The following is a 23,989-nucleotide window of genomic DNA, read 5'->3' as shown; positions in this document are numbered from 1 at the left end:
ACATACAATATCCGTTACCATTTTATATGATTATTTTAACCTTTTTCCTTTTACATTGGTTCCTGTCCCTTTTTTCTCAAACTTTCTTTTTACACCGATATGCCTCGCATAAAATGTTTAAAATGAACCCTTTTTGGGAGAAGTTTTTTTATCTGATTACGTTTTTATCTCAAGGTTCATCTTTTTTAAATCCTCGTGCTTACGCCATATTACACCGGATGCACCATGCATTTAGTGACACAGAAAAAGATCCTCATTCTCCGCATTTTGTAAAGGATGTATGGGGTATGATGATTCAGACCAAGAATATTTATTTAAATTACTCCAAATATAATGTTGAACCTGAAGAGCAGTTTAGAGACAATTACCCATCATGGCCGATTATTGATAAAATTGGAGATTCCTGGATTACACGGGTCGTTTTTATTAGCTTTTATGTGTGGTTCTATGTAACTTTTGCTACCACATGGTGGGTGTTTTTATTATTGCCAATCCATTTTTTAATGGGACCAATTCATGGTGCAATTGTAAACTGGTGCGGTCATAAATATGGTTATTCCAACCATGATAACAATGATCATAGTAAAAATTCTTTGCCTCTTGATTTTTTAATGTTAGGCGAGTTATTTCAGAATAACCATCATAAAAAACCAAACAACCCAAATTTTGCATCTCGCTGGTTTGAGTTTGACCCTACCTATCCGGTGATGAAAATGATGCACTGGATGCGGATTATCAAAATAAGAAAGATAAATTAAGTGAATTTAATGCACAAAAAAACGAGGGTTTCTGTTCTGAAACCCTCGTTTTTTTGTGCATTAATTTTGTCAGCCTGCTATGTCAGCGGAGTTAGATATTGCGTGTAAGAGTATCCCTCTTCTCCTTGATCTGTTTTAACCAACCACCATTGATCGTTGGCTTTGCTTACTAGCGTTACGACTTCATTTCTGGCAGCTTTTCCTACGATATCATCGTCGGTACTTGGTCCTTTTCGGATGTTAAGGTTAGAGCTGTTGGTAGTTACTTTAAGCTTATCACCTTCTATAACACCCGCTACACTGTTGATATTCATCACCAGGTCGCCAGATGCATAATTTGGATCAAGACGCTCGTAAGTATCCCAGAGTTGTTGTTTTACAGTACCGCTGGTTGAACCATCAATATATAATACGCCATCTTGCTCACGTACATTTAAATTACTTACACCGGCTGTAGTTGCAGTGTCTATCAGTTCTTTATATTTTTCTTGTAAGGCCATTTTTATTCCTCCTTAATTATTTGATTACCAGTTGACTGTTGTCTACCTTTTTAGGTTTTAATGCCTGGAGTGCCATCATTAGTTTTTGAAGATTGGCTTTTTGGATTTCTCCTTTTAAGGTAACTATACCGTCAGAAACAGTTGCTTGAACCGTAGGGAAATCTTTAGTCGCATCTTTAACAGCTGCGGTTAAAGCATCATCTGCAGCAACAATTACTGGTACAGTTGGACTAGAAACAACTTCAAGGTTATTGATTACAGATTTAACACCAATAACAGCGGTTGTTGTTTGGGCTAAATCTGCTTTAGCGCCTTCATTGACAACTTTTCCATTAAGCGTAACCACACCTTTTTCAACAGATACAGTTGTTTCGTTACCGATAGGATTTGCCTGAATGGCCGTTTCAACGGCAGCTTTTATATCTGAATCCTTTGGTTTGCTTTTGCAACCGGTTAATGTGGCTGTGATAATGCTCAGTATCATTAAGACAGCAGTCATTTTTTTCATCATGTTTTTCATAGTTGATCAATTCGCTTTATTGGTTTATAAGATCATAATAGCTTTAGTGTCGATTTTGTTTTTACTATTGCTAATTAAATAATCTACTTTCAAGTTGTTAGGCTAAAATTATATTCTGTTGGTTGTGTTTTAGTGTTTTTAAACAAAATATTGTGTGGTCTTTTTTACTTCGAACTTCATTGTTAACTGATTATTAATAAGGTTCATGGACTGTTAGATCCGCTTTTTAGATTTGCCATAAACAAACCTGACAGATTTGATTATGAGACAATTAAAAATAGCGCAAAGTATAACAAATCGTAATGAAGATGGTATTTCCAGATACCTGGTTGAAATTGCCCAAATTGACTTACTTCGACAGGGGGAAGAGGCAATTCTGGCTGTAAAGGTCAAAAATGGCGATCAGTTTGCTTTGGAAAAAATGATCAAAACAAACCTTCGTTTTGTGGTTTCAGTGGCAAAACAATATCAAAACAATGGGTTGAGCCTTTGTGACTTGATCAGTGAAGGAAATATAGGATTAATAAAAGCTGCAAAACGGTTTGATCCTACCAAAGGCTTCAAATTTATTTCATTTGCGGTGTATTGGATAAGGCAGTGTATCATTCAGGCCATATCTGAGCAAAAGCGGACTGTAAAGCTTTCTGGCAATCAGATTTATGATATGGGCAGGGTCTCGAAAGCTTCAATTAAGCTCGAGCAAATGTTGGAGCGGACACCAACGTTAACAGAACTTGCTGAAGTCCTTGGATTGTCGGAAGAAAAGATTGCTGATGTCTTGTACAATGGTGGCATATCCGTTTCTGTAGAGGTGAAATCAAATGCATATTCTGAATTGTCACTTCTGGATACGTTGGTCAATACAAATTCCATCTGCCCTAGTGCTCAGTTGTTTAAGGAGTCCCTGTCAAAAGATTTGATCAGGGCTATAGATACATTGCCTGAAAAGCAAAGAGTGGTTTTAAAATATTGCTATGGTATTGATAACTTTCCTGAGTTAACACATGATGATATTGCTTATAAAATAGGTTTAACCGCCGAGCGTGTAAGGCAGTTGAAGTGCAAAGGAATTGAATCGTTAAAAACGATTTGCCAGTTGAGCTGTATGACAGACTATTTTGGCTGAAACTTTATTGAGCCAAATTTGTTATAAAGAGGACGCTTTTACTATCAATTATTTAAATAAGTGAGGTATGAAAGGTTTTGTTTTGGTAGGCACATTAAGCCTGTTTTTGTTATTTCAGGGATGTGTAAGTAATAAAAAGTATAATGAGCTGCAGACAAGGTATAATGAGATGCAGCAGGATTTAAGTCAAAAATATCAAGGTTGTCAGCAAGAACTAGCCGGTTCAACGTCTAGAGTTAAAGGTCTGGAAGAACAGATCGCTGCTCAAAGGCAAAATGTTACTTCTTTGCAGGCGGCTTTAAATAAATGTTTGGCATCATCTAACCAGGGAAATGTAAATATCTCTAAACTGGTGGATGAGATTAACTCTTCCAATAAATACATACAGCATCTTGTTAATGCAAAGAATAGAAGTGACTCATTAAATATGGTATTGACTAATAATCTTACCCGTTCTTTAAGTCGAGAGGAATTGAGCGATGTTGATGTTCAGGTGTTAAAAGGTGTGGTGTATATCTCCCTTTCAGATCATATGCTTTATAAATCAGGGAGCTATGAAATACTGCCTAAAGCAGGTGAAACGCTAAGTAAGATTGCAAAAATCATTAAAGATTACCGGGATTACGGTGTTTTAATTGAAGGAAATACGGATAACGTACCAATTTCTCAAACCAATATACGTAATAACTGGGATTTAAGTGCACTAAGGGGGTCTTCTGTAGTGCAGGCTTTGCAAAATACCTATGGTGTTGATCCAAAGCGGTTAACGGCAGGAGGACGAGGGGAATATAATCCTGTAGCAAGTAATAATACAGATGCGGGGAGAGCATTAAACAGAAGAACTCAAATTATTATCACGCCAAAATTAGATCAGTTTATGGATCTGATTGGTAAAGCTCCGGATACAAAGAATCAGTAATTTCTGGTGGAAAAAAGAGGTATAAAAAAAAACGTACATTTTCATGTGCGTTTTTTTTTATACCTCTTTAGAAAAGATCAGTGATTATTTCTTTGACCACCTTCTGTTTCCGCCATTAGGAGTTTTCTTTGCTCCACTCAGATTAGGCTGACGTTCGGTTCTTTCCGGACGAGCGCCTCTTTCGGGGCGTGCACCTCTGGAAGGTTTTGCTTTGCCTTTAGACTTTGCAGCTGCTGCACCGGACATTAGGCTTTGCCAGCTCATCGCATAAGGATGGTCTTCCGTTACCGGAATCTTTAAACCAATCAATTTTTCAATGTCGTCTAAGAATTCCTTTTCTTCTGGATCACAAAATGAAAAAGCAGTACCGCTTAATCCTGCGCGACCAGTACGACCTATACGGTGTACATAAGTTTCCGGAATGTTTGGCAATTCGTAATTGATTACATGGGCCAGTTCATCCACATCAATACCACGGGCCGCAATGTCAGTGGCGACTAAAATCCGTGTTGTCTTTGCTTTAAAATTAGTTAATGCCCTTTGTCTGGCATTTTGCGATTTATTTCCATGTATGGCTTCTGCTTTTATCCCAACTTTAACCAGATCCTTAACAATGCGGTCTGATCCATGTTTAGTACGGGCAAAGACCAATGCCGTTTCTATGGTTTTATCTTTTAAAATGTGAAGTAATAAACCTTTTTTATCATTCTTCTCTACAAAGAAGATCTGTTGCTGGATCTTTTCTGCGGTAGAGGATACCGGCGTTACCTCTACTTTAATCGGATCGGTTAGGATGGTATTTGCTAATGACTGTATTTCTTTAGGCATCGTAGCCGAGAAAAATAAAGTTTGTCGCTTAGCAGGTAATTTGGCAATTACTTTTTTTACATCATGGATAAAACCCATGTCGAGCATCCTGTCGGCTTCATCCAAAACAAAGATTTCGATATCTTTCAGGTTTACAAAGCCTTGGTTCATCAGGTCTAATAACCGGCCTGGAGTAGCAACCAAAATATCAACACCTCGGTGTAGTGCATCAGTTTGTGCTTTTTGTCCAACACCACCAAAGATTACCAAATGTTTTAATGGAAGGTTTCTGCCATAAGCTTTAAAACTCTCTTCAATTTGAATGGCCAGCTCACGGGTTGGTGTTAATATCAGTGCCTTGATGGTTTTATGAACTTTCGTATTGGTATGTGGTTTACTTAACAACTGCAGCATAGGGATGGCAAAAGCAGCAGTTTTACCTGTTCCTGTTTGTGCGCAGCCTAATAAATCTCTGCCTTGTAATATAGATGGAATGGATTGTTCTTGTATGGGGGTAGGTCGTGTATAACCTTCTGCTTGCAGCGCATTTAAAATAGGCTCAATCAGATTTAATTCGTTGAATAACAATGTTTTTTTATTTTAATGTAAAATATATAGAAACAAAAGATTATTGTTTCGTCGCAAAGGTACGCATAACTTTCGGCTTTTGCTTACGAGGTAGTTTTACACGATAATTGTGCATTTGTTGAAACTTTATGGTTGATTCACACGCATATTCACTTAAATTTGTAATTCTACTCTACTCAATTACATCATGGCAGAACCGAATTATAACGAAGATAGTATACGCTCTCTCGACTGGAAGGAACACATTAGATTACGTCCCGGTATGTACATTGGAAAACTGGGCGACGGATCAGCTCAGGATGATGGGATCTATGTATTACTGAAAGAGATTGTCGACAACTCTATTGATGAGTTTGTAATGGGGTCTGGCCGTACGATAGAAATTACGGTTTCTGACCAGAAAGTAAATGTTCGTGATTATGGACGGGGTATCCCTTTAGGTAAAGTAATTGATTGTGTTTCCAAAATCAATACCGGAGGTAAATATGATAGCAAGGCCTTCCAGAAATCGGTAGGTTTAAATGGGGTAGGTACCAAGGCTGTAAATGCATTGTCTACAAACTTTACGGTACAGTCTTACCGGGATAACAAGACCAAAAAAGTTGAGTTCTCAAAAGGAGAGATCGTAGTAGATAATGGCATCATAGATACTACACAGCGGAATGGTACGGCCATTACTTTTTATCCTGATGAGACCATTTTTAGAAATTACCACTATATTCCAGATTTTGTAGAGAGTATGATCTGGAATTATGTGTTCCTGAATGCCGGTTTAACCATCAATTTTAACGGACAAAAATATTTCTCTGAAAGGGGGCTTTACGATCTGTTGCATAAAAATGCAGGCGTAGATAGTATTCGTTATCCGATTATTCACCTGGTAGGGAACGATATTGAGATTGCGATGACCCATGGTCAGCAGTATGGTGAAGATTACTATTCTTTCGTAAATGGTCAGCATACCACGCAGGGTGGAACACACCAGGCAGCTTTTAGAGAAGCTGTGGTGAAAACCGTCCGTGAATTTTATAAAAAGGAGTACGATGCATCAGACATCAGGTCATCCATCATTGCAGCCATTTCGGTACGTGTGCAGGAGCCTGTATTCGAATCGCAAACTAAAACCAAATTGGGTTCACAAAATATGGGCCCTGACGGACCATCTGTAAGGACTTTTATTAATGACTTTGTTAAGAAAGAACTGGACGATTATCTGCATAAACATGCTGATGTAGCCGATGCCTTGTTAAAAAGGATTCTACAATCTGAACGTGAGCGGAAAGATATTGCCGGTATAAAAAAACTAGCAAACGACAGAGCAAAAAAAGCTTCGTTGCACAATAAAAAACTAAGAGATTGCAAGGTTCATTTTAACAGTACCCATGATAAAAGGTATGAAACTACTCTATTCATTACTGAGGGTGATTCGGCTTCAGGCTCCATCACCAAGTCAAGAGATGTAGATTGCCAGGCAGTATTCAGTCTAAAAGGAAAGCCCTTAAACTGTTATGAACTGACCAAAAAGGTGGTATACGAGAATGAAGAATTTAACCTTTTACAACATGCCTTAAATATAGAAGATGGATTGGATGGCTTGCACTATAACAATATTGTAATTGCCACCGATGCCGATGTGGATGGTATGCACATCAGGTTGTTAATGATGACCTTCTTTTTGCAGTTCTTCCCGGATTTGGTTCGTTCCGGACACGTTTATATCTTGCAAACGCCTTTATTTAGAGTGCGTAATAAGAAAGAAACCATTTATTGTTACAGTGATGAGGAGCGTAAAAGAGCCATTGAAAAACTAGGAAATAAGCCTGAAATTACACGATTTAAAGGATTAGGTGAAATCTCTCCGGATGAATTTGGATTGTTCATTGGTAAAGACATCAGGCTTGATCCGGTGATTCTTAAAGATCAGACTATTAAAAGCCTCCTGGAATACTATATGGGTAAAAATACACCAGACCGGCAACAGCATATCATCAAAAATCTAAGAATAGAGAAAGATGAGGTGAATGATCTGGAAATAACAGCCAAACCTAATGATACAGATGAGGTTGAAAACTCTTTGGATGTGGCTTAATTTTTAATGTTTGATATAGGCGAATTGTAAAATTTTTGATTTATACTTGTATTCTGATCGATCCCATTTGATAGAATAGTTTACTAAGTTCTGCAGTTTAATTGCGGTAAATTAAAAACTTTATGCCTCTTAGCGCCACAAAAAGATCGCCCATACGTTATTACCTGATCGTATTTTTAATACTGATTTTATTCCTTTTTGCATTTTTTTTATACCTGCGGTTCAGTAAAATGAATGCATTGAAACGCAATGTTACTGAGCTGGTTAAGCTTAAGGAAGATTATTCAAAAGTAGACAGCTGTATCTATACGCTATATCAGGCAGAAAATAATTCACGTTTGTATGCGGTCACGGCTGATCGGGAGTATATTAAGAAATTCTCTTTGCAAATTCAAAAAGTGTCTACCTTTTTAAGTGAACTCAATATCAATGTTGATGATAATGTGCTAACTCCCGATTTTAAGCGGCTGATTAAACAAAAGAAGCTAAAGACTGAAAGCTATTTAAAGCTAAGAAAACTGACTGACAGTTTGGTAATTGGTTTCTCGCAGTTGGGCCTTGTGGAAAGGGAAGTAGAGGGTAAAATTGAAATTCCGGTAGCAAAGAAGCAGGTTAAAACAGTGACTAGTTTTGATACCATTAAACATCAGCCCCTTCCGGAGAGAAAATTCTTTGGACGTCTTGCAGATGCCTTTTCCGGGAAAAAGAAAAAGAAGGATACTTCTCTTACTATTATTAAAACAGAAAAGAATATAGTTGTAAATCAGGATGTAAGAAGTTTTAATAAACAGCAGCTTAAAAAAATAGAAGAATATTATAAGCGGTTGTATGCTAGTGCTAATAAGTTAAAAAATGATGAAAAGGCGATCCTGATGCTAAATAGTAAATTGGTAACGGAGATCATTTCTATATTACAAAGCTTTAAAAAGGATGAGATTGGTTACGTTATGGAAACCAGAACCTTGCTTAGTGCTAAGCTACTTACAGAAATTAAGGAGCTGGATTGGATTACAATGATAAATGTACTATTGCTGGTTAGTCTGGTTATCATTATCCTCTATAATATCATTAAACTATATAAAAATGAAAAGGTACTCATCATGTTGGGTAAACGCGCTTCGCAGGATTCCCATTCAAAAAGTCGTTTTCTAGCAAATATGAGTCACGAGATACGCACACCGCTCAATTCGGTAGTTGGTTTCTCAGAACAGTTGAGTAAAAGTGACCTGACCAATGAACAAACCCGTCAGGTTGATGCCATCCGTAATTCATCTGAGATGTTGCTGGCATTGGTAAATGAAATTCTCGACTTCTCTAAATATGAAGTTGGAAAAATAAATCTTGAAAATACACCTTTCCATCCTGAAAATGAAATCATGGAAGTGTTTAACAGTATGAACGTATTGGCGGTCAATAAAAATCTTTTATTGGAAAACAAAGTATCCTTAGAAAAAGATGTTTGTTTACTAGGCGATCGTTTACGGTTAAAACAGTTGGTGATGAACTTATTAACCAATGCCATTAAATTTACTTCAAGTGGTAAGGTAATCTTAAAAGTTAATCTGGTTGTTCATGGGAAAAAGCATGGGATTTTAAAAGTCCATGTTGAGGATACCGGGATTGGGATTGCTGCTGAGGATCTGGAGTTTATTTTTGATGAATTTGCGCAGGTATATTCCACGACCAAGCAGGGAACGGGCTTAGGTTTGGCTATCTGTAAAAAAATAGTAGAGCTGCAGGGGGGTAAAATTGATGTGAGTAGCGTTCCTGGAAAGGGCTCTGTATTCAGTTTTGAGATTCCTTATGAAATTACTAAGGTAAAGGAAGAAGAGGTCGTGGTACAGGCAACGGAAGCGCCCCTTACGGGAAAGCTGACCGGAAAGCATATTTTATTGGTAGATGACAATAAGATGAATATATTGCTTGCCCAAACGGTACTGAAAAAATGGGAAATGCGGTTCGATTGTGCTTATGATGGTAAAGAGGCACTTGAGCTGTTTAAAAAGAATCATTACGATCTTATTCTGACCGATATTCAAATGCCAATAATGGGGGGGGTAGAGCTGACCCACGAGGTAAGGTATAATGGTGATTTCGCCAAATCCAGAATCCCGATTTTAGGAATAACTGCCCATGTATTACAAGAAGATAGGGATGCTTATTTAAAGGCCGGGATGAATGATCTGGTATTAAAGCCCTTCCTTGAACAGGAACTTATTGATAAAATTACTAAATATATATAGTTATATCTTAGTGTCTTCCGGGTGCTTTGGCGGCAATGTATCTACATTTTTTTCTACCATAACCACCTTGGTGTGCACAGCGTATTTATTGGGGATAATCCCTTTTGAATAACGTTCGGCATAGGCTTGTGTAAATTCAGCACCGAAATAAAGAATGATGGCGGTGTAATAAATCCAAAGCAGGATTACGATTAAGGAACTTGCGGCTCCAAATGCAGAGCCTGGATTGCCTTTTTCAATATAAATTCCGATTATGAATTTGCCTAAACTAAATAGCAATGCAGTGAATAAAGCACCTATAATTGCTGGCTTCCATTTTAATATTACATCGGGTAATACCTTGAAAATAATGGTAAATACAGCGGTTACAGCAGCGAGCGTTATGGCATTGTTTAATATGTCAATTAATAATGTGGTGGTATGATCAACAACGGGAAAGTATTTGGCAATTTTACTGGAAGAAATTAGATAGCCAAGTTTATCACCAATAGCAACTACAATACTGTTGATGATCAGGGAAACCAATAGCAGAAAGCCCAAAGAGACAATTAGGGAGAAAGATAGAAGCCTGTTGATGATCAGCTTTTTCCATCCTTTTTTTGGAACGGCCTTTACATTCCAGATCAGGTTGATGCTATCCTGAATTTCAATGAAGATAGCCGTGGCGCCAACTACAAGCGTAACTATACCAATAATTAGTCCCATAGTGCTCTTTCCGGTGGTGTTGGCATTCGTTACAAAAGTTTGCAACTGAGCTGCGGCATTTGGACCTACCAGTTCGGTGATTTCTGAGAAAAGTTCTTTTCTGGGATTGATGGATGTATTATCCGAATCAGGAATATTACCTAAAAACAGACTGGCGGCCGAAATGACAATGATGATAAGTGGCGTAAGCGAAAAAATAGTATAATAGGCGAGGGCAGCACTTAGCTTCATCACACGGTCTTCCATAAAACCCTTTCCTGCAGCTATAAATAAATGGGCTGTTGCTTTAGCAAAGTGCTTAACTTTTTTTAAAAATGTCATATTAAAAAGGATATCCTATTCCAATGTTATAAATTAAATTCTCTTTACGCCAGGTGTTGCTGCCAAAGTCTACCTGGTTAATAACCCAGCGTTGGCCTTCTTCATTGTAAGGCTTACGAATTGGAAAAGCAACATCGAGGCGAATGACAAAGATACTTGCATCCACTCGAAGTCCGACTCCGGTACCTACTGCAAACTGATCTAAAGCAGTTTTTAAGTTAAATTCTGTTCCCTGTCTCTGGTCCTTAGGATTCTTTTTTCTAAGCCATATATTACCGGCATCAACAAAGGTCGCACCATATAACCGGCTGTAGATTTTAAACCTTAGCTCTGAACTGATCAGCGCCTTAATGTCTCCACTTTGGTCAATATAACTGCTGTTAGCAACAAGTGGATCATTTTTATAGTAATAGGTTCCAGGCCCTAAAGATCTGGCTGGCCAGGCTCTAATGTCATTGGTTCCACCTGCAAAAAACTGACGTACAAAGGGTAGTGTATTCTGGTTGCCGTAAGCGTAGCCATACCCCAAATCTATGCGATTAGCCCAGGTAACATTTTTTGTGATTTTATAATAATCCCTGAAATCGGCTTCTAAACGTATAAATTGGTTCAGCTCTAAACCGGCAATGACTTTAGCTCCATTAGCATTTTTACCGGCAAATAACCCCCATAGGTTTCCGCCTGTTTCCAGCGTTCCATTAAAATAAATGTTGTTTCTTTTGAAGTCTTCAAATTGATTGTTATAGGTAAAACTATAAGTACTTCCAATAATAAACTGCTTTTCCAGTACATTGATTAGAGCTGGTGTTACCTTTAAAATACTGTCTCTTGTAGCGGAATCTGTTGTTAAGAGTGAAGAAGTCACATAATTGATTGATATTGGGTTAAAAGCATGTTCTTTATATTTGTTTTCATTCCACTTGTAACCATATTGCGTTTTGAAGGAGTTAATGTCATATAATGAACCTCTGTGCAATAGTTGGTATGAAAGTGAGGCTACTGTTTTGGGAATAAAAGCATTGGTGGTATTGATCCCTTTAAAAGGGGTAATAAACCTTGGGAAGGTGAGTTTACTTTCCAGCGTAAAAGAATAAGAGTTTAAAGCGCTGGTTTGCCCACCTACTTGACTTTCAAAACCACCACTTGCACTTATATCCAGCTGTTCTGCTCCTCTGAACACGTTACGGGTAGTTTGGGTAAGCTTCACTTCAGAACCAACGAAGTTTGTTGATTTACTGGTCCCAGTTACTGAGAAAGTAAGGGAATGTTTCTTTAAAGGCGTCAGGTAAATATTTAAATCCAGCTGATCATTTTTAAAGCTGTCGAGTGGTATAAACTCAGCCTTTACAGCCTGAAATGCACCAATGTTAACCATTCGGTTTAGTGATTGATTATGGTCTTTTCTGTTGTACAGCTCACCTTTTTTAAAGAATACCAGGCGATTAAAGAGTGGCGCTTTAAAAGTGTGCTTGGGGTCGTAAATTTTAAAATCCTTATAAATCTCCGGAGTGGATTTTCTTAAAGCACTGTCTCTTCTTAAGGTGTAATTTGGAAAAATATTGATATTATTAATGGTGTATGGTTTTAAACCCGCGTTGGGAGCAACCTCTTTAACCCCCAAACGGATGTCAACCCTGTTTTTACCAATGGTACTGTCGACCTGCAAAATCAAATAATCCTGACTAAAATAAAAATAGCCTTCTTCTTTTAGATCGTTGTCAATGCGAATGCGTTCGTTTTTGAAAACTTCCAGATCGTAATAATTCCCAATTTTTAGTAAGCTTTTACTTTTATTTTTATCGATAATAGTTGCAAGTCCTGCGCTATCTTTAGGAAAAGCAACGCTATTGATTTTGTATCTGTGGCCCGTATTTGCGGTATAAACTACTTTGCCTTTTTTTCCTTTAATCAAGGTGTCGCCGGTGACTTCAGATTGTAAGTACCCCTGACTTACCAGGAAGCTTTTTAATATGGCATTATTGGAAGGGATTTTTACTTCGCTCAATAATACCGGTGGCTCACCCATTTTGGTGCGCAGCCAGTGCCTAAACCCCTTTTTTTTGGTTGTTTCTCCCGCGAGGTTGTAAAACCCCAATTTGTATTTTATACCGAGAAATGATTTATTGGGCTGAGGCCTCGTTTTATCCAGTAGCGCAGCTTTTACTTCGCTTTGGTGATCAATTTTTGTTGTCGAACCAGGATTGATTTTTATTGCTGCCCCCGTATATAGAATCTGCCCCCGCTTCAACCTTTTTGTTGTGCTGCAGGAAGCCCAAATTAAACAGGCAAGTATAAATAAGCAGAGTTTAATTAGTCTTGTCATCTTTAGGCTTTTCTTCTTGTCTTAATCTTTTCTTTTTGGAAAAATTCTGGAATACCTCCCTAAATTTATTGTAATCCACTACCAAGGCAAAACCAATACCGGTTTCTATAATTTGGCCCTCAACTACACCTTCATCCTGATTACGTCTGTATGCCCTTAACCTGTATTTTCCATCTTTAGAGATCAGGTATTCAATATTTATATTACCCGCAATGTTGGTGGTGTTCTGTTGTGCTGTTTGCCCTTCTAACCCAAATGAGCTACCTACGGTTACAATTAACCGATCACTTAATAGCTTTTTGGATAGGCCTATTTCTAGATCGGTCTTGTTTTGGAGTTGTCCGGTAGAATAATCCTCTGTTGAATTAATTCCGAATTTAATATCTACACCCTTTATCAAGTCAGAAGCTAACTTGTTCAACTGATCAGCAAGCAGGTTGCTTACGCTGGAACGTGCAAAATTAGTAACAAGGCCATTACCGCTACCAGCTAGACTTTGGAAAGGATTATCGGCAATAAAACGCTCTAATACCAATAAAGCAAATACCTGCTTATTGAGCTCTCCTTCATCACTATTAACCGATTGAAGCTTGCCATAAACATCCCCGCTCAATGTCCCTCTTTCATTTTCAGGTAAGTCGATTTTGAATTTAATAATTGGCTTTAGCAATTCACCGGTCATCATCAGGTATACCTGGAAGGGCAATTTTGTTTTTGCCTGCGTTCTGGTTGGATCGCCAAGCAGATCTATTGGTGCCGCGTTTATCTCAATCATGGCTGTTAAATCTACATTGGCACTTGTTGGTTCACCAGTCCATACGATGTTGCTGCCTTGTTGAAGTTTAAATTCCCTTTTTACAGGACCCACTGATAGATTATAGCTCCCGCTTGATACATTGTACCTGCCGGTTAAGCTGGTTTTTCCGCTGGGGTCCATCGTAGCAGCAAGCGTTGCTTCACCTTTAACCTTTAAGTTATCCCCATTTTGTGGATCCACTACAACATTCAATTCTGCTCCTGGATCTATAGTAATTGTAGCGCTTAGATTAATTCCTTTGATCGGCGCTTTACTAATTGAATCTGTTACAGTAAGCGTTTTTTTTGCAGGGGGAGCGTTAAAATTAACGAACTGTACAATTCCTTCCTGATTAATAATTGTAGGGTCATCAGGCGGCATGGCGAAGAAGAATTTTGTTTTATCTTCCACCTTTACGGTCATATTTACATCCGGCTGATTTAAGTCACCGCGTACCTTAATTGTACTGGTTAAATAAACAGTGCCATAGATCATGTCGTTGTCTTTGGAGGTCGAATTTAGGGCTCTGAAGTTATTGGTTCTGATGTCCATGTTAAACTTAAAGTTCCGGTAGTTGGTGGTTAGAATTCCACCCGTAATTACAGCTTTCTGGTTTAGCGAATCCAGAATGGTAAACTTATTAAAGTCAATGCCTGTATTGGTAAAACTAATGGTTTCAGCAGGCATCCGGAAGTAAGAGTTCACATAAGCTACATTAAAGCCGGCCTGGTTAAACTTCAAATCACCAAGTACTTTAGGGGCATCAAAAGTGCCCTTAATAGAGAGTTCCCCATTTACTGTCCCGGTTCCGTTTTTAATTTGGCCCATCGATAGGCTTTGAATGGCTTTAAGGTCTATCTTATCGATATTTAAAGTCATATCGAGCGCGCTCTGTGGAGCTGTATAATAAAAGCCACTGACTCTTAGCTCATGTGTTCCCGATAAGGCAATGTTGGTTTCGTAGGCATTTTCTGTATTGTTGTTTACCGCAATACGTAAAGTCCCCAGCATATCTTTTTGATAGCGCAGCCGATCTACAGTTAAGTTGGCTTCAAATTTAGGAGTACCGGTGAGGTCCTTTACATTGACTGTTCCGTTGATAGCTCCACCCACTAAAGCGCTATCTGCTTCAGCAAACCTGGTAAGTGTTTCTATCCTGAAATCTTTAAACTCTACTTTAAGCGGTGCATTAGGTGTATTACTTTCGCTGTTAACGCTAAGTAATTGTCCACCATTGCTCAGGTTAAATTGATTGGCAAGTATCCCGGATGCTCCAAATTGCAAGTAATTTTCAGGAGATACTGCCCATTTTTCGTAGTTCAGGACTACTTTTTGGGGATCAAAGCTAAACCTGAAATCCTTATCAATAGATTTGAAAAGACCACCGAGTATATATTTATCTTTATGCTTACTATCGCGTAAATAAATGTTCAGACTGAGGTCATTGTTTACTGCTGCACCACTAATTTCATTGTTAAAGCAGGATAAGGATGGACTTTGTAAGCTTTTAATAGTGAGTTTATAATTCAGCTTCTGATCGGTATTGTTGATGTTTAAACGTGTGCTGTCTACACGGTAACTGCCATAAACTATTTGTGGAAATACAGCATTCATCACTAAACTATCCTTTTTCGTGTCTAGTAAGCCATTCATGCGGGAAGGGGCAAAGTTGCTCAATCCCGGTACAAGTTTATTTAAGACCTTTGGGTTGTAGAAGTTTACATAAAATCTAAACCTCTGATCAGGAATTTTAGTGACAGTACCAAATTGATAGTATTTATTGATCTGGTTGATCACTGCACTAGCCAAATTGGTGAGCTGGTATTGACCATCTATCTTTGCCCTCAGAAATTCTGATTTTAACGTAAGTAGGTTATGGTCTGCAGAAGCCTCAGCGTGTAAAATGATGGTGTCCACATTGAAACTTTGACCGTCTTTGACCAATTGCAGGCCATTTACTGTAATGTCGCCATTCAGATAATCCGGATCGGCCGTTTGTATATCGGCCTTAATTAAACCCGCCAGTTTAAGTTCTGTAGCACTGAAGTTGAGTTTTTGTAAATCTATCTGTTTCAGATCCACATTGGTTTTTATGGCAGGGTATTTACCCGAGATATCCACATGAGCTGTTAACTCAAAATTGGCGTTACTGTCAGCCATATTGCTTTTCAAATCCAGTTTTTGCTGTTTATAAGTACCGCTTAGGTTTAAATTTCTGTAGGTGTAGTTGTTGTAGTAAGCACTTACCACTTGCCCATTTACTGTAGCGGAAGCCTTTTTAGCATCCAAACCTGTTCCTTTAATATTAGCTTTTACCGTGATCTTACCTAGCTGAGGCTCCATTTTTAACAGGCGTCCTACATTAAAATCGTTTAGATCAATGTCGGCAGTATAACTTTCTTGTCCTTTTGGACCTTTCATATTGGCCAGTAATTTGGCCGACCCCATGTCAGTATTGATGTTGAACCCGGTGTTGAAGTTTGTCATGGAGCCTGTAAACTTACCTGTCGCATCAATCGAATTTGGTAAACTAATGTTAGCAGGTAATGCTTTTTTAGGTATAACAACAAGCAGGTCGCTCTTGGTCAAAGAGAAGCGTTTGATATTCAGGTCAAGCACAGTTTTGTTTACATCAGGTAGGCCTTTTGCCGTTCCGCTTACATCAATATGGGTGCTTTTCAAACCATCCATCTGTAATTTTGGAATGACCAGATTATTCATGTATCCATGAGCCTGGGCATTTATTTTGATCTTTTCATTGCGATAGTTTTCGGGTATTGCATCACTAAAATATGCTGCGTCTTTTAAACCTATGGTCGTATTTTTTACCTGCATATAGATTTTTACCCTTTCAGGATGTTTGGTGAGATCCTCCATCGTGGTATAATCCAGCTGAGTATTGTTTTCAATACTGGTATTGGGTGTCTTCAATACCAGGTTGTTAACTTTTGTCTGCTTTTGGGTATAAGCAACATCGCCTTGTAATTTCGACAATTCGAAACCACTCTTCTCTTTAAAGCTAGCAGACTTTACCTTAACCAGAATGCCGGCATCACTATAGGAAAGCTTTTCTGTTTGGATGCCCAGATTCTTTATATTGAGATGGTTAAAGTCCATTCCTTTAGCGGGCTTTTCAGCCAGGTTATCAAACTTTACATTGTTTTCGGCAAGGCTTAGGTGCTGTGCGATAATGGAAATTCCGGGAGTTGCCGGAGCCGTTCCTGTTTTTCGAGGTGTTTTAACAGGAGGAGCCGGTTTAAATGCAAATGCTATAGCTGATCGATTCAATTTTGCCTCATCTAACTGGTATTTGTTGTGGTTTACATCCGCGATTAGCTGTGTTACGGAGAATTCTTTCAGGTTAACTTGAGCCTGCATATCAGAACCCGCAGTTTTAAAATCAACTTTACTGTCATTGATTTTTGCGTCTTCAATCTGATACTTGTTGTTGGTAAGATCTATAAATAATTTAGTTAGTGCGAGTTGATTTAAGTCGAGGTTTGCACTGGTTTTCGAGATCTTGTCATCAAAGCTTACTTTAACCTTATTGAACGCGAAATCTTGTATTTCAACAAGTGGCAATTTACCCGATTTAGTTTTTGAAGTATCAATGCTGTTTGCGATTTGTGTCTGCAACTGTGTCAATGGTTTTTGCTGCAGGTATTTAACTGAAGTGTTGTTTAGAGAAAGCGTTTTGATTAAATAGTGCTGGTTGTTCAGATCAAAATCTTTAATGTTGGCTTTAAATTCTCCAAGGTTCAGATTCATGTCATTACCGGCAACATCATCACGGTAAACAATGCCAATATCTTCCAGGTTAATTTTACTGACAGAAAATTTTAGGGTTGAGGTGGTGTCTTTTTTAACTTTGGCCTCCGGTTTTGCCTGTTCTGATACGAAAGCGTCTACTAAAAAGGAAAAATTAAATGTTGTATCCGGATTTATACGGGTCACATTTGCTCGTATTTTTTGCAAACCGATATAGTTTATTTCAACTTTGTTATTGAATAGTTCAAATAAGCTAATGTCGACTGCTAGTTTTTGTGCATAGAGTAGGGTGTCGCCTTTTTTATCTTCAATATAAAATTGGTTAAGTACAATGTCGTTAGGCAAGCCTAACTCGACACTTCCTAACCTGATTTCAGTTTTAGTCTTGCCCTTAAGGTAGTTGATGGCTATATCTTTAACAAAATTTTGTACAGCCGGAATTTTTAGGGAAACCATAATCAGTACGAGCAGTAAAAGAATGCTCGCGATAATCCACAGTAAAATTCTAAGACCTTTTTGTATATATTTATTCAATTGAGCTGGATTGAAAGTTTATATTATCCTCAATAATCACCAAAACCATGCCATCAGAGGGAAGTTCAGTGTTGTCGTTATATACTACAATCTATCGAATTAATTGTTCAAAAGTATAAACAAAGTTGTATGTTTTATAACTTTGTAGCCGAAAACAGGTAATTATTCTTCTTTGAGCAAGAATAATATGCCAACTAAGAACTGTTAAAAACTCAGTGCTTAAAATCCCGTTTTCAACCCTTATATTTACAGCAAACAATCCTTTTTTGATGAGCGAAGAAATAGAAAACAACATAAACGAAGAAAACAAACATACCGTAATTCCCATTAATGGACTTTACGAAAACTGGTTCCTCGATTATGCTTCTTATGTAATTCTGGATCGCGCAGTACCACACATCAATGATGGCTTGAAGCCGGTACAGCGACGTATTATGCACTCTCTGAAAGAGATGGATGATGGACGTTTTAATAAAGCAGCCAACGTAATTGGGAACACGATGAAGTACCACCCTCATGGTGATGCCTCTATTGGTGATGCGATGGTGCAAATCGGTCAGAAGGATTTATTGATAGATTGTCAGGGTAACTGGGGAGACCCAATTACAGGCGATAATGCTGCAGCTCCCCGTTATATTGAAGCCCGGTTGTCTAAATTCGCTAACGAAGTAGTATTTAATGGCGATACAACCATCTGGCAATTGAGCTACGATGGTCGTAATAATGAACCGGTTACCTTACCTGTTAAGTTCCCTTTGCTGTTGGCTCAGGGTGCAGAAGGTATTGCCGTGGGTTTGGCTACTAAGGTAATGCCCCACAATTTTGTGGAATTGCTGGATGCTTCTATAGAAGTTTTGCAAGGACAACGTCCTAATATTTTACCCGACTTCTTTACCGGCGGTATGGCCGATTTTTCAGCTTATAACGAGGGTATGCGCGGTGGTCGGATCAGGGTAAGGGCAAAGATTACAGAAAAGGATAAGAAAACATTGGTCATTACCGAAATCCCTTATAGTACAACTACCGGGTCGGTTATCGATAGTATTCTATCTGCCAATGATAAAGGTAAAATTAAGATCAAGAAGATAGAAGACAATACTGCTGCACATGTAGAAATTGTTATCCAGCTTGCTCCCGGTATTTCTCCGGATGTAACTATTGATGCTTTGTATGCTTTTACTTCATGCGAAGTTTCTATCTCTCCAAATACTTGTATCATTAAAGATGAAAAGCCTCAGTTTTTAAGTGTCAATGATATTCTAACCCAGAATGCTTTACACACCAAGGCTTTATTGAAGAAAGAACTGGAAATCAAACTGCATGAACTGCAGGAAAAAATATTCTTTAGTTCTTTGCTAAAGATCTTCATTCAGGAAGGGATGTACAAAAATGCCGAATACGAGAATTCAGCTAATTTTGATACTGTTGTTGAAGTCTTAAACGTATTGTTTGACCCATTTAAGCCGGATCTATATAGAGAGATATTACCTGAAGATTTTAAAAAGCTGATTGATAAACCAATGAGCAGCATTACCCGCTTTGACGTTAAAAAGGCGGATGAGCAGATGAAAGCTTTGTCTGATGAGATTAAAGTAGTTAAGAACCACTTACGTCATCTTACTGAATATACCATTGCCTGGTTTCAGAAATTGAAAGATAAATATGGCAAGGGAAGGGAACGTAAAACAGAAATCCGTTTGTTTGATCGTGTGGAGGCTTCTAAAGTAGCCCTGGCCAATGTGAAGTTATACCTGAATCGTGAAGATGGTTTTATTGGGACAGGTCTCCGTAAAGATGAATTTGTTGCAGATTGCTCTGATATAGATGAGATCATTGTTTTTAGGGAAGACGGAAAGTGTATCATTACCAAAATAGCTGATAAGACCTTTGTGGGTAAAGGAATATTACATGCTCAGGTATTTAAAAAGGGTGATGAACGTACTGTTTACAACATGATCTATAAAGATGGTGCGAGTGGGATTTCTTATATCAAGCGTTTTGCCGTAGTAGGTGTTACACGTGATAAGGAATACGATTTAACAAAAGGCAGTAAAGGCTCTAAAGTGTTGTATTTCACAGCTAATCCGAATGGAGAAGCCGAAGTCGTAACCGTACAGCTTAAACCTCATACCAAATTAAAGAAATTACAGTTCGACCTGGATTTTGCTGAAATTGCAATTAAAGGACGTGGCTCTCAGGGAAATATAGTGTCCAAATATCCGGTTAAAAAGATTTTGCTGAAAAGTAAAGGTGTATCTACTTTATCAGGATTGAAAATCTGGTATGATGACCTGTTGAGAAGACTTAATGTGGATGGCAGAGGTAAATATCTTGGTGAATTTGACGGGGATGATAAGATTTTACAGGTACATAGAGATGGCTGGTATGAACTGAGCACCTTTGAATTGAGCAACCACTTTGATGCAGACTTGATATTGATCCAGAAATTTGATCCGGAAAGACCTTTTGCTGTGGTGCAGTATGAAGGCAAGGCGAAAAATTATTTTATAAAGAGGTTTGTTTTCGAAGCCATTGGGGTTGGTAAAAAACTAAGTCTGATTAGCGAGGAGAATGGTTCCAAATTCTTATACCTGACAAGTAACCCGGCTGCTGTGCTAAGAGTTGATGTGTTGAAGGGTAAAACTCAGATCCCGGAGACGCTTGAGGTTGTACTGTCGGAGTTTATTGACGTGAAGGGAATTAAGGCAAATGGAAACAGGCTTACAGCCCATGATGTTAAAAATATTACCATTTCTAATCATGAAGAGATAGAATTGGAAGCAGATGTAAAAGCAGTTTCTGTAACCTCCGAAGAAGCTACTGATGAATCAGGTGAGGATTCAGGTCAGGATAGTGAAAGTGTAGTTGAGGGAGCTAATGAGGAAATAGAACTCGTTGATCCGGCATTAAGTAAAGATGCGGATGAAGAAGAGCTTCCATTGCCTGAGGCTGAAGGGGAGTCGGCATCTGTTAATGAAGCCCCTGCATTAAAACCTAAGAAGGTTTTTGAAAGTAAGACTCCGGTTAAAACTCATGTCGAAACAGCTGCAACACCAGAGGAAAGTATCGAAGGGTCGGAACAGCCTATAGCCGAAAAACAGGTTCCTGCAGAAGAGGAAAAAACTCCTGCTCCTGCACCGGAGAAACCGAAAAAAGCATGGGGTAGTCCGGTGGCTAAACCAAAAGCTGAACCAAAAAAGGAAGAGCCTGAAAAAGAAGATAAACCTGCAAAGAAAGTGGATTTTGAAATTACCAATCCTGATGATATCAAGATTGATGATAAAGGTCAGTTAGGCTTCTTTTAAATGAATTAGCACTGGGCGGGTTATAGGATAAGATTTGATAATATACCAAAACATTCCTGTTTTGGTATATTATATTTTCTCTTCAAATATACTTAAGTTTCTTAGCGATAATAGTGTCTTACTGGATAGTGATGATGACGGTAATGCACATGGTGGACATGTCTTCTAACTGGTCGGTGGTATACATGGCCTGATCCTATTTTTGCTTTAACGATAACTTGTGCATCGGCGTTGCTAAAACTGCTGGCAGCTACAACAATTAGTGTAATTACTGCAAATTTGAATATTTTCATAACGCATTATATTTAATCATTTATAATACGCACGATAATCGTGCCAGCTAATGTTGTCTGGATTGTTGCATAGGGTTTGGTCCTGTTGATGAACCACGCGGCAGTTGCTGTTGCTTAAACAATTCAAACTTTGATGGCTGGCTTTTTCTTGGCCATGAATTATTGCTTTCATCAATATCCGCAGTTTCACGATAAGGGTCTAGCTGCACCGAAACTACTTCTTTATCTTTAGCAAAAACTTTAGTAACCTTATGCTCATCTTTTCTCCAGATATAAGCAGGGATGCGGTCTACCTCTTTGCTGCCGTCTTTAAAAGTCCATTCAATGATAATAGGCATTACCAGTCCACCTTCATTGGAAAAGTCCAGTTCGTAAAAGTTCTTCTTGCTTTCATAGAGTTTTCGTTCATCAGGAGTTAGGCTGCTTAAGTAATTTTGAAACTCCTGATCAGCAGATTTACTGACATCAAAACGATTAAATTTGTTGTAAAAATCCAACAGGCTGGTATCTTGTTCTACAGCGAATTTAATTCCTTCTTTACGATTGCGTTCTCTTCCAATATTATATAAGTCTTTTTCGTATGCTTTTTTCTTTTCACTATTTTCAGTCTCCTGGTTCATGGTATTCATACGGTAATAACGCACGTCATTAAGCGCAATATCTACCGGATCAGTTCCAAAGAACCAGCCTCTCCAGAACCAATCCAGGTCTACTGCCGAAGCATCCTCAAGCGTTCTGAACAAATCGGCTGGCGTAGGGTGTTTAAAGGCCCATCTTTTTGCATATTCTTTAAATGCATAATCAAAAAGCTCCCTGCCCATTATGGTTTCTCTTAATATGTTTAAAGCGGTAGCCGGTTTAGCATAGGCATTGGGGCCAAAGTTGATGATGTTTTCAGAATTGGTCATGATAGGCTCTAACTGATCCTTTGGCAGCTTCATATAATCCACGATTTTATGTGCCGGTCCACGTTGAGAAGGATAATTATTATCCCATGCCTGTTCAGCCATGTATTGGCAGAAAGTGTTTAGTCCTTCATCCATCCATGACCATTGACGTTCATCAGAATTTACAATCATCGGGAAAAAGTTGTGCCCTACTTCGTGGATGATGACCCCGATCATGCCGTATTTAATGGCTTCCGTATAAGTACCGTCTTTTTCTGCACGGCCATAATTGAAGCAAATCATTGGGTACTCCATTCCGTTGGCAGCTTCTACAGAAATGGCTACGGGGTAGGGGTAAGGAATGGTGTGTTTAGAATATTCTTTTAAAGTATGGGCTACTACTTTAGTGGAGTACTTGTTGTACAACGGATATGCCTCTGGTCCATAATAAGACATAGCCATAATTTTTTTGCCATTGATAGTAGTCGCCATAGCATCCCAAACCAATCTGCGGGATGATACCCAGGCAAAATCCCTAACATTTTCAGCAGAATAAGTCCATGTTTTTTTAGCAGGTGATTTTTTGCTCATTGCTGATTTTACTTCAGCCAGATTTACAATTTCTACAGGTGTCTTTGCGGTTTGCGCAGCATTCCATCTTTTTAAGCTAGCTGGACTTAATACCTGGGTGTAATTCTGACATTCGCCAGTAGCCCCTACAACGTGATCTGCGGGAACCGTCATGTTTACTTTGTAATTACCAAATGCAAGGGCAAATTCGCCACGACCTTCAAACTGTTTGTTCTGCCATCCCTGGAAGTCAGAATAAACTGCCATACGTGGAAACCATTGTGTAATGGTAAAGAGGTAATTGTCATCTTCTGGAAAATACTCATAGCCACCTCTGCCTCCATCAACCATTCGGTTCGCGATCTTATAATTCCAGGTTATTTTAAGCTTATATTTTTGTTTGGGTTGTAATACAAATGGAAGATCGATACGCATCATGGTATTGTTGATGGTATAAGGTATCGCTGTTCCCTTCTCGTCCGTTACTTTTAATATCTGTACACCAAGATCATTCTTTGCGTTGATGATGTCAGACAGATCTTTATAATTCATCTGCGCTGTCATTTTGCTTCTTTCAGTAAGCTTGTTGTCGCTGGTTGCTTTATGTTGGTTCTCATCCAGCTGCACCCATAAATAACTTAAAGGATCAGGGGAGTTGTTGTAATAGGTAATGGTCTCAGCACCATTTAAACGGAGGTTCTTTTCATCAAGATCCGCATTAATTTCATAATCGGCACGTTGTTGCCAATATGCAGGGCCCGGAGCGCCTGATGCAGAACGGTACATATTTGGATCAGATAAGATGGTACCCAATTGTTCAAACTTGTTTCCATGGTTGGAACCAGGGTTGTTTAGATACTGACTGAAGGCATTTGTGCTGAATATAATGGCAATAAAAAACAAGAAGATCTTATTCATTGGGAGTTTGGTGTTTCAA

At 38.5% G+C, this 23,989-nt stretch carries 13 protein-coding genes; 6 read left to right on the top strand and 7 right to left on the bottom strand.

Annotated features, from left to right (window positions below; translation table 11 throughout):
* Window positions 1-26 precede the first annotated feature (26 nt).
* On the top strand, window positions 27-758 hold the full coding sequence (locus P0Y49_17435) for an acyl-CoA desaturase (GenBank protein WEK18575.1): 732 nt from the start codon (window positions 27-29) through the stop codon (window positions 756-758).
* Window positions 759-835: 77 nt separating this feature from the next.
* On the opposite strand, the gene P0Y49_17430 is transcribed toward P0Y49_17435, so the two are convergent.
* Together P0Y49_17430 and P0Y49_17425 are read right to left on the bottom strand one after the other, a co-directional pair.
* The gene (locus tag P0Y49_17430; GenBank protein ID WEK18574.1) at window positions 836-1,258 is read right to left on the bottom strand and encodes an SH3 domain-containing protein; all 423 of its coding nucleotides are present in this window, start codon (window positions 1,256-1,258) and stop codon (window positions 836-838) included.
* Between the two features lie 16 nt (window positions 1,259-1,274).
* Window positions 1,275-1,769: a BON domain-containing protein gene (locus P0Y49_17425; protein WEK18573.1), complete on the bottom strand. Its 495-nt coding sequence runs from the start codon at window positions 1,767-1,769 to the stop codon at window positions 1,275-1,277.
* Window positions 1,770-2,040: 271 nt separating this feature from the next.
* Here P0Y49_17425 and P0Y49_17420 point away from each other — a divergent pair, with 271 nt between their 5' ends.
* Together P0Y49_17420 and P0Y49_17415 are read left to right on the top strand one after the other, a co-directional pair.
* The gene (locus P0Y49_17420; GenBank protein WEK18572.1) at window positions 2,041-2,904 is read left to right on the top strand and encodes a sigma-70 family RNA polymerase sigma factor; all 864 of its coding nucleotides are present in this window, start codon (window positions 2,041-2,043) and stop codon (window positions 2,902-2,904) included.
* A gap of 67 nt (window positions 2,905-2,971) precedes the next feature.
* Window positions 2,972-3,823 carry a flagellar motor protein MotB gene (locus P0Y49_17415; GenBank protein WEK18571.1) on the top strand — a complete coding sequence of 284 codons (852 nt, stop codon included), beginning with the start codon at window positions 2,972-2,974 and terminating at the stop codon, window positions 3,821-3,823.
* A gap of 84 nt (window positions 3,824-3,907) precedes the next feature.
* Here the strand turns inward: P0Y49_17415 and P0Y49_17410 are convergent, their stop codons facing one another.
* A complete protein-coding gene (locus tag P0Y49_17410; GenBank protein WEK18570.1) occupies window positions 3,908-5,218 on the bottom strand; it encodes a DEAD/DEAH box helicase in 1,311 nt (436 codons plus the stop codon).
* Window positions 5,219-5,405: 187 nt separating this feature from the next.
* On the opposite strand from P0Y49_17410, the gene P0Y49_17405 reads away from it, so the two are divergent.
* Together P0Y49_17405 and P0Y49_17400 are read left to right on the top strand one after the other, a co-directional pair.
* On the top strand, window positions 5,406-7,307 hold the full coding sequence (locus tag P0Y49_17405) for a DNA topoisomerase IV subunit B (GenBank protein ID WEK18569.1): 1,902 nt from the start codon (window positions 5,406-5,408) through the stop codon (window positions 7,305-7,307).
* A gap of 230 nt (window positions 7,308-7,537) precedes the next feature.
* On the top strand, window positions 7,538-9,550 hold the full coding sequence (locus tag P0Y49_17400) for an ATP-binding protein (GenBank protein WEK18568.1): 2,013 nt from the start codon (window positions 7,538-7,540) through the stop codon (window positions 9,548-9,550).
* Here the strand turns inward: P0Y49_17400 and P0Y49_17395 are convergent, their stop codons facing one another.
* Genes P0Y49_17395 through P0Y49_17385 form a run of 3 tightly spaced genes read right to left on the bottom strand, consistent with a single transcriptional unit; the run spans window position 9,551 to window position 17,997 of the window.
* A complete protein-coding gene (locus P0Y49_17395; GenBank protein ID WEK18567.1) occupies window positions 9,551-10,576 on the bottom strand; it encodes a YihY/virulence factor BrkB family protein in 1,026 nt (341 codons plus the stop codon). It lies immediately after the preceding gene.
* A 1-nt stretch (window position 10,577) separates the two neighbouring features.
* On the bottom strand, window positions 10,578-12,899 hold the full coding sequence (locus tag P0Y49_17390) for a BamA/TamA family outer membrane protein (GenBank protein ID WEK18566.1): 2,322 nt from the start codon (window positions 12,897-12,899) through the stop codon (window positions 10,578-10,580).
* Window positions 12,883-17,997 (bottom strand): translocation/assembly module TamB, encoded by a 5,115-nt coding sequence (locus tag P0Y49_17385; protein WEK18565.1) that lies wholly within the window; start codon window positions 17,995-17,997, stop codon window positions 12,883-12,885. The genes P0Y49_17390 and P0Y49_17385 overlap by 17 nt, the downstream gene beginning before the upstream one ends.
* A gap of 269 nt (window positions 17,998-18,266) precedes the next feature.
* On the opposite strand from P0Y49_17385, the gene P0Y49_17380 reads away from it, so the two are divergent.
* Window positions 18,267-21,302, top strand: coding sequence for a DNA gyrase/topoisomerase IV subunit A (locus tag P0Y49_17380; GenBank protein ID WEK18564.1), 3,036 nt, complete (start codon window positions 18,267-18,269; stop codon window positions 21,300-21,302).
* Between the two features lie 340 nt (window positions 21,303-21,642).
* Here the strand turns inward: P0Y49_17380 and P0Y49_17375 are convergent, their stop codons facing one another.
* Entirely contained in the window at window positions 21,643-23,970 is a 2,328-nt protein-coding gene (locus tag P0Y49_17375; protein WEK18563.1) for a M1 family metallopeptidase, read from the bottom strand.
* Between the last annotated feature and the right edge of the window lie 19 nt (window positions 23,971-23,989).

It is taken from the genome of Candidatus Pedobacter colombiensis (assembly GCA_029202485.1).
Taxonomy (GTDB): domain Bacteria; phylum Bacteroidota; class Bacteroidia; order Sphingobacteriales; family Sphingobacteriaceae; genus Pedobacter; species Pedobacter colombiensis.
The sequence above is the reverse complement of the archived record's forward strand: the minus strand, read 5'-3'. Positions and strand labels throughout refer to the sequence as shown.

Excerpts from the sequence above, each read along its gene's own strand:
- P0Y49_17435 (WEK18575.1), top strand. The coding sequence starts at position 27 with ATGATTATTTTAACCTTTTTCCTTTTACATTGGTTCCTGTCCCTTTTT.
- P0Y49_17430 (WEK18574.1), bottom strand. The coding sequence starts at position 1,258 with ATGGCCTTACAAGAAAAATATAAAGAACTGATAGACACTGCAACTACA.
- P0Y49_17425 (WEK18573.1), bottom strand. The coding sequence starts at position 1,769 with ATGATGAAAAAAATGACTGCTGTCTTAATGATACTGAGCATTATCACA.
- P0Y49_17420 (WEK18572.1), top strand. The coding sequence starts at position 2,041 with ATGAGACAATTAAAAATAGCGCAAAGTATAACAAATCGTAATGAAGAT.
- P0Y49_17415 (WEK18571.1), top strand. The coding sequence starts at position 2,972 with ATGAAAGGTTTTGTTTTGGTAGGCACATTAAGCCTGTTTTTGTTATTT.
- P0Y49_17405 (WEK18569.1), top strand. The coding sequence starts at position 5,406 with ATGGCAGAACCGAATTATAACGAAGATAGTATACGCTCTCTCGACTGG.
- P0Y49_17400 (WEK18568.1), top strand. The coding sequence starts at position 7,538 with ATGAATGCATTGAAACGCAATGTTACTGAGCTGGTTAAGCTTAAGGAA.
- P0Y49_17395 (WEK18567.1), bottom strand. The coding sequence starts at position 10,576 with ATGACATTTTTAAAAAAAGTTAAGCACTTTGCTAAAGCAACAGCCCAT.
- P0Y49_17390 (WEK18566.1), bottom strand. The coding sequence starts at position 12,899 with ATGACAAGACTAATTAAACTCTGCTTATTTATACTTGCCTGTTTAATT.
- P0Y49_17380 (WEK18564.1), top strand. The coding sequence starts at position 18,267 with ATGAGCGAAGAAATAGAAAACAACATAAACGAAGAAAACAAACATACC.
- P0Y49_17375 (WEK18563.1), bottom strand. The coding sequence starts at position 23,970 with ATGAATAAGATCTTCTTGTTTTTTATTGCCATTATATTCAGCACAAAT.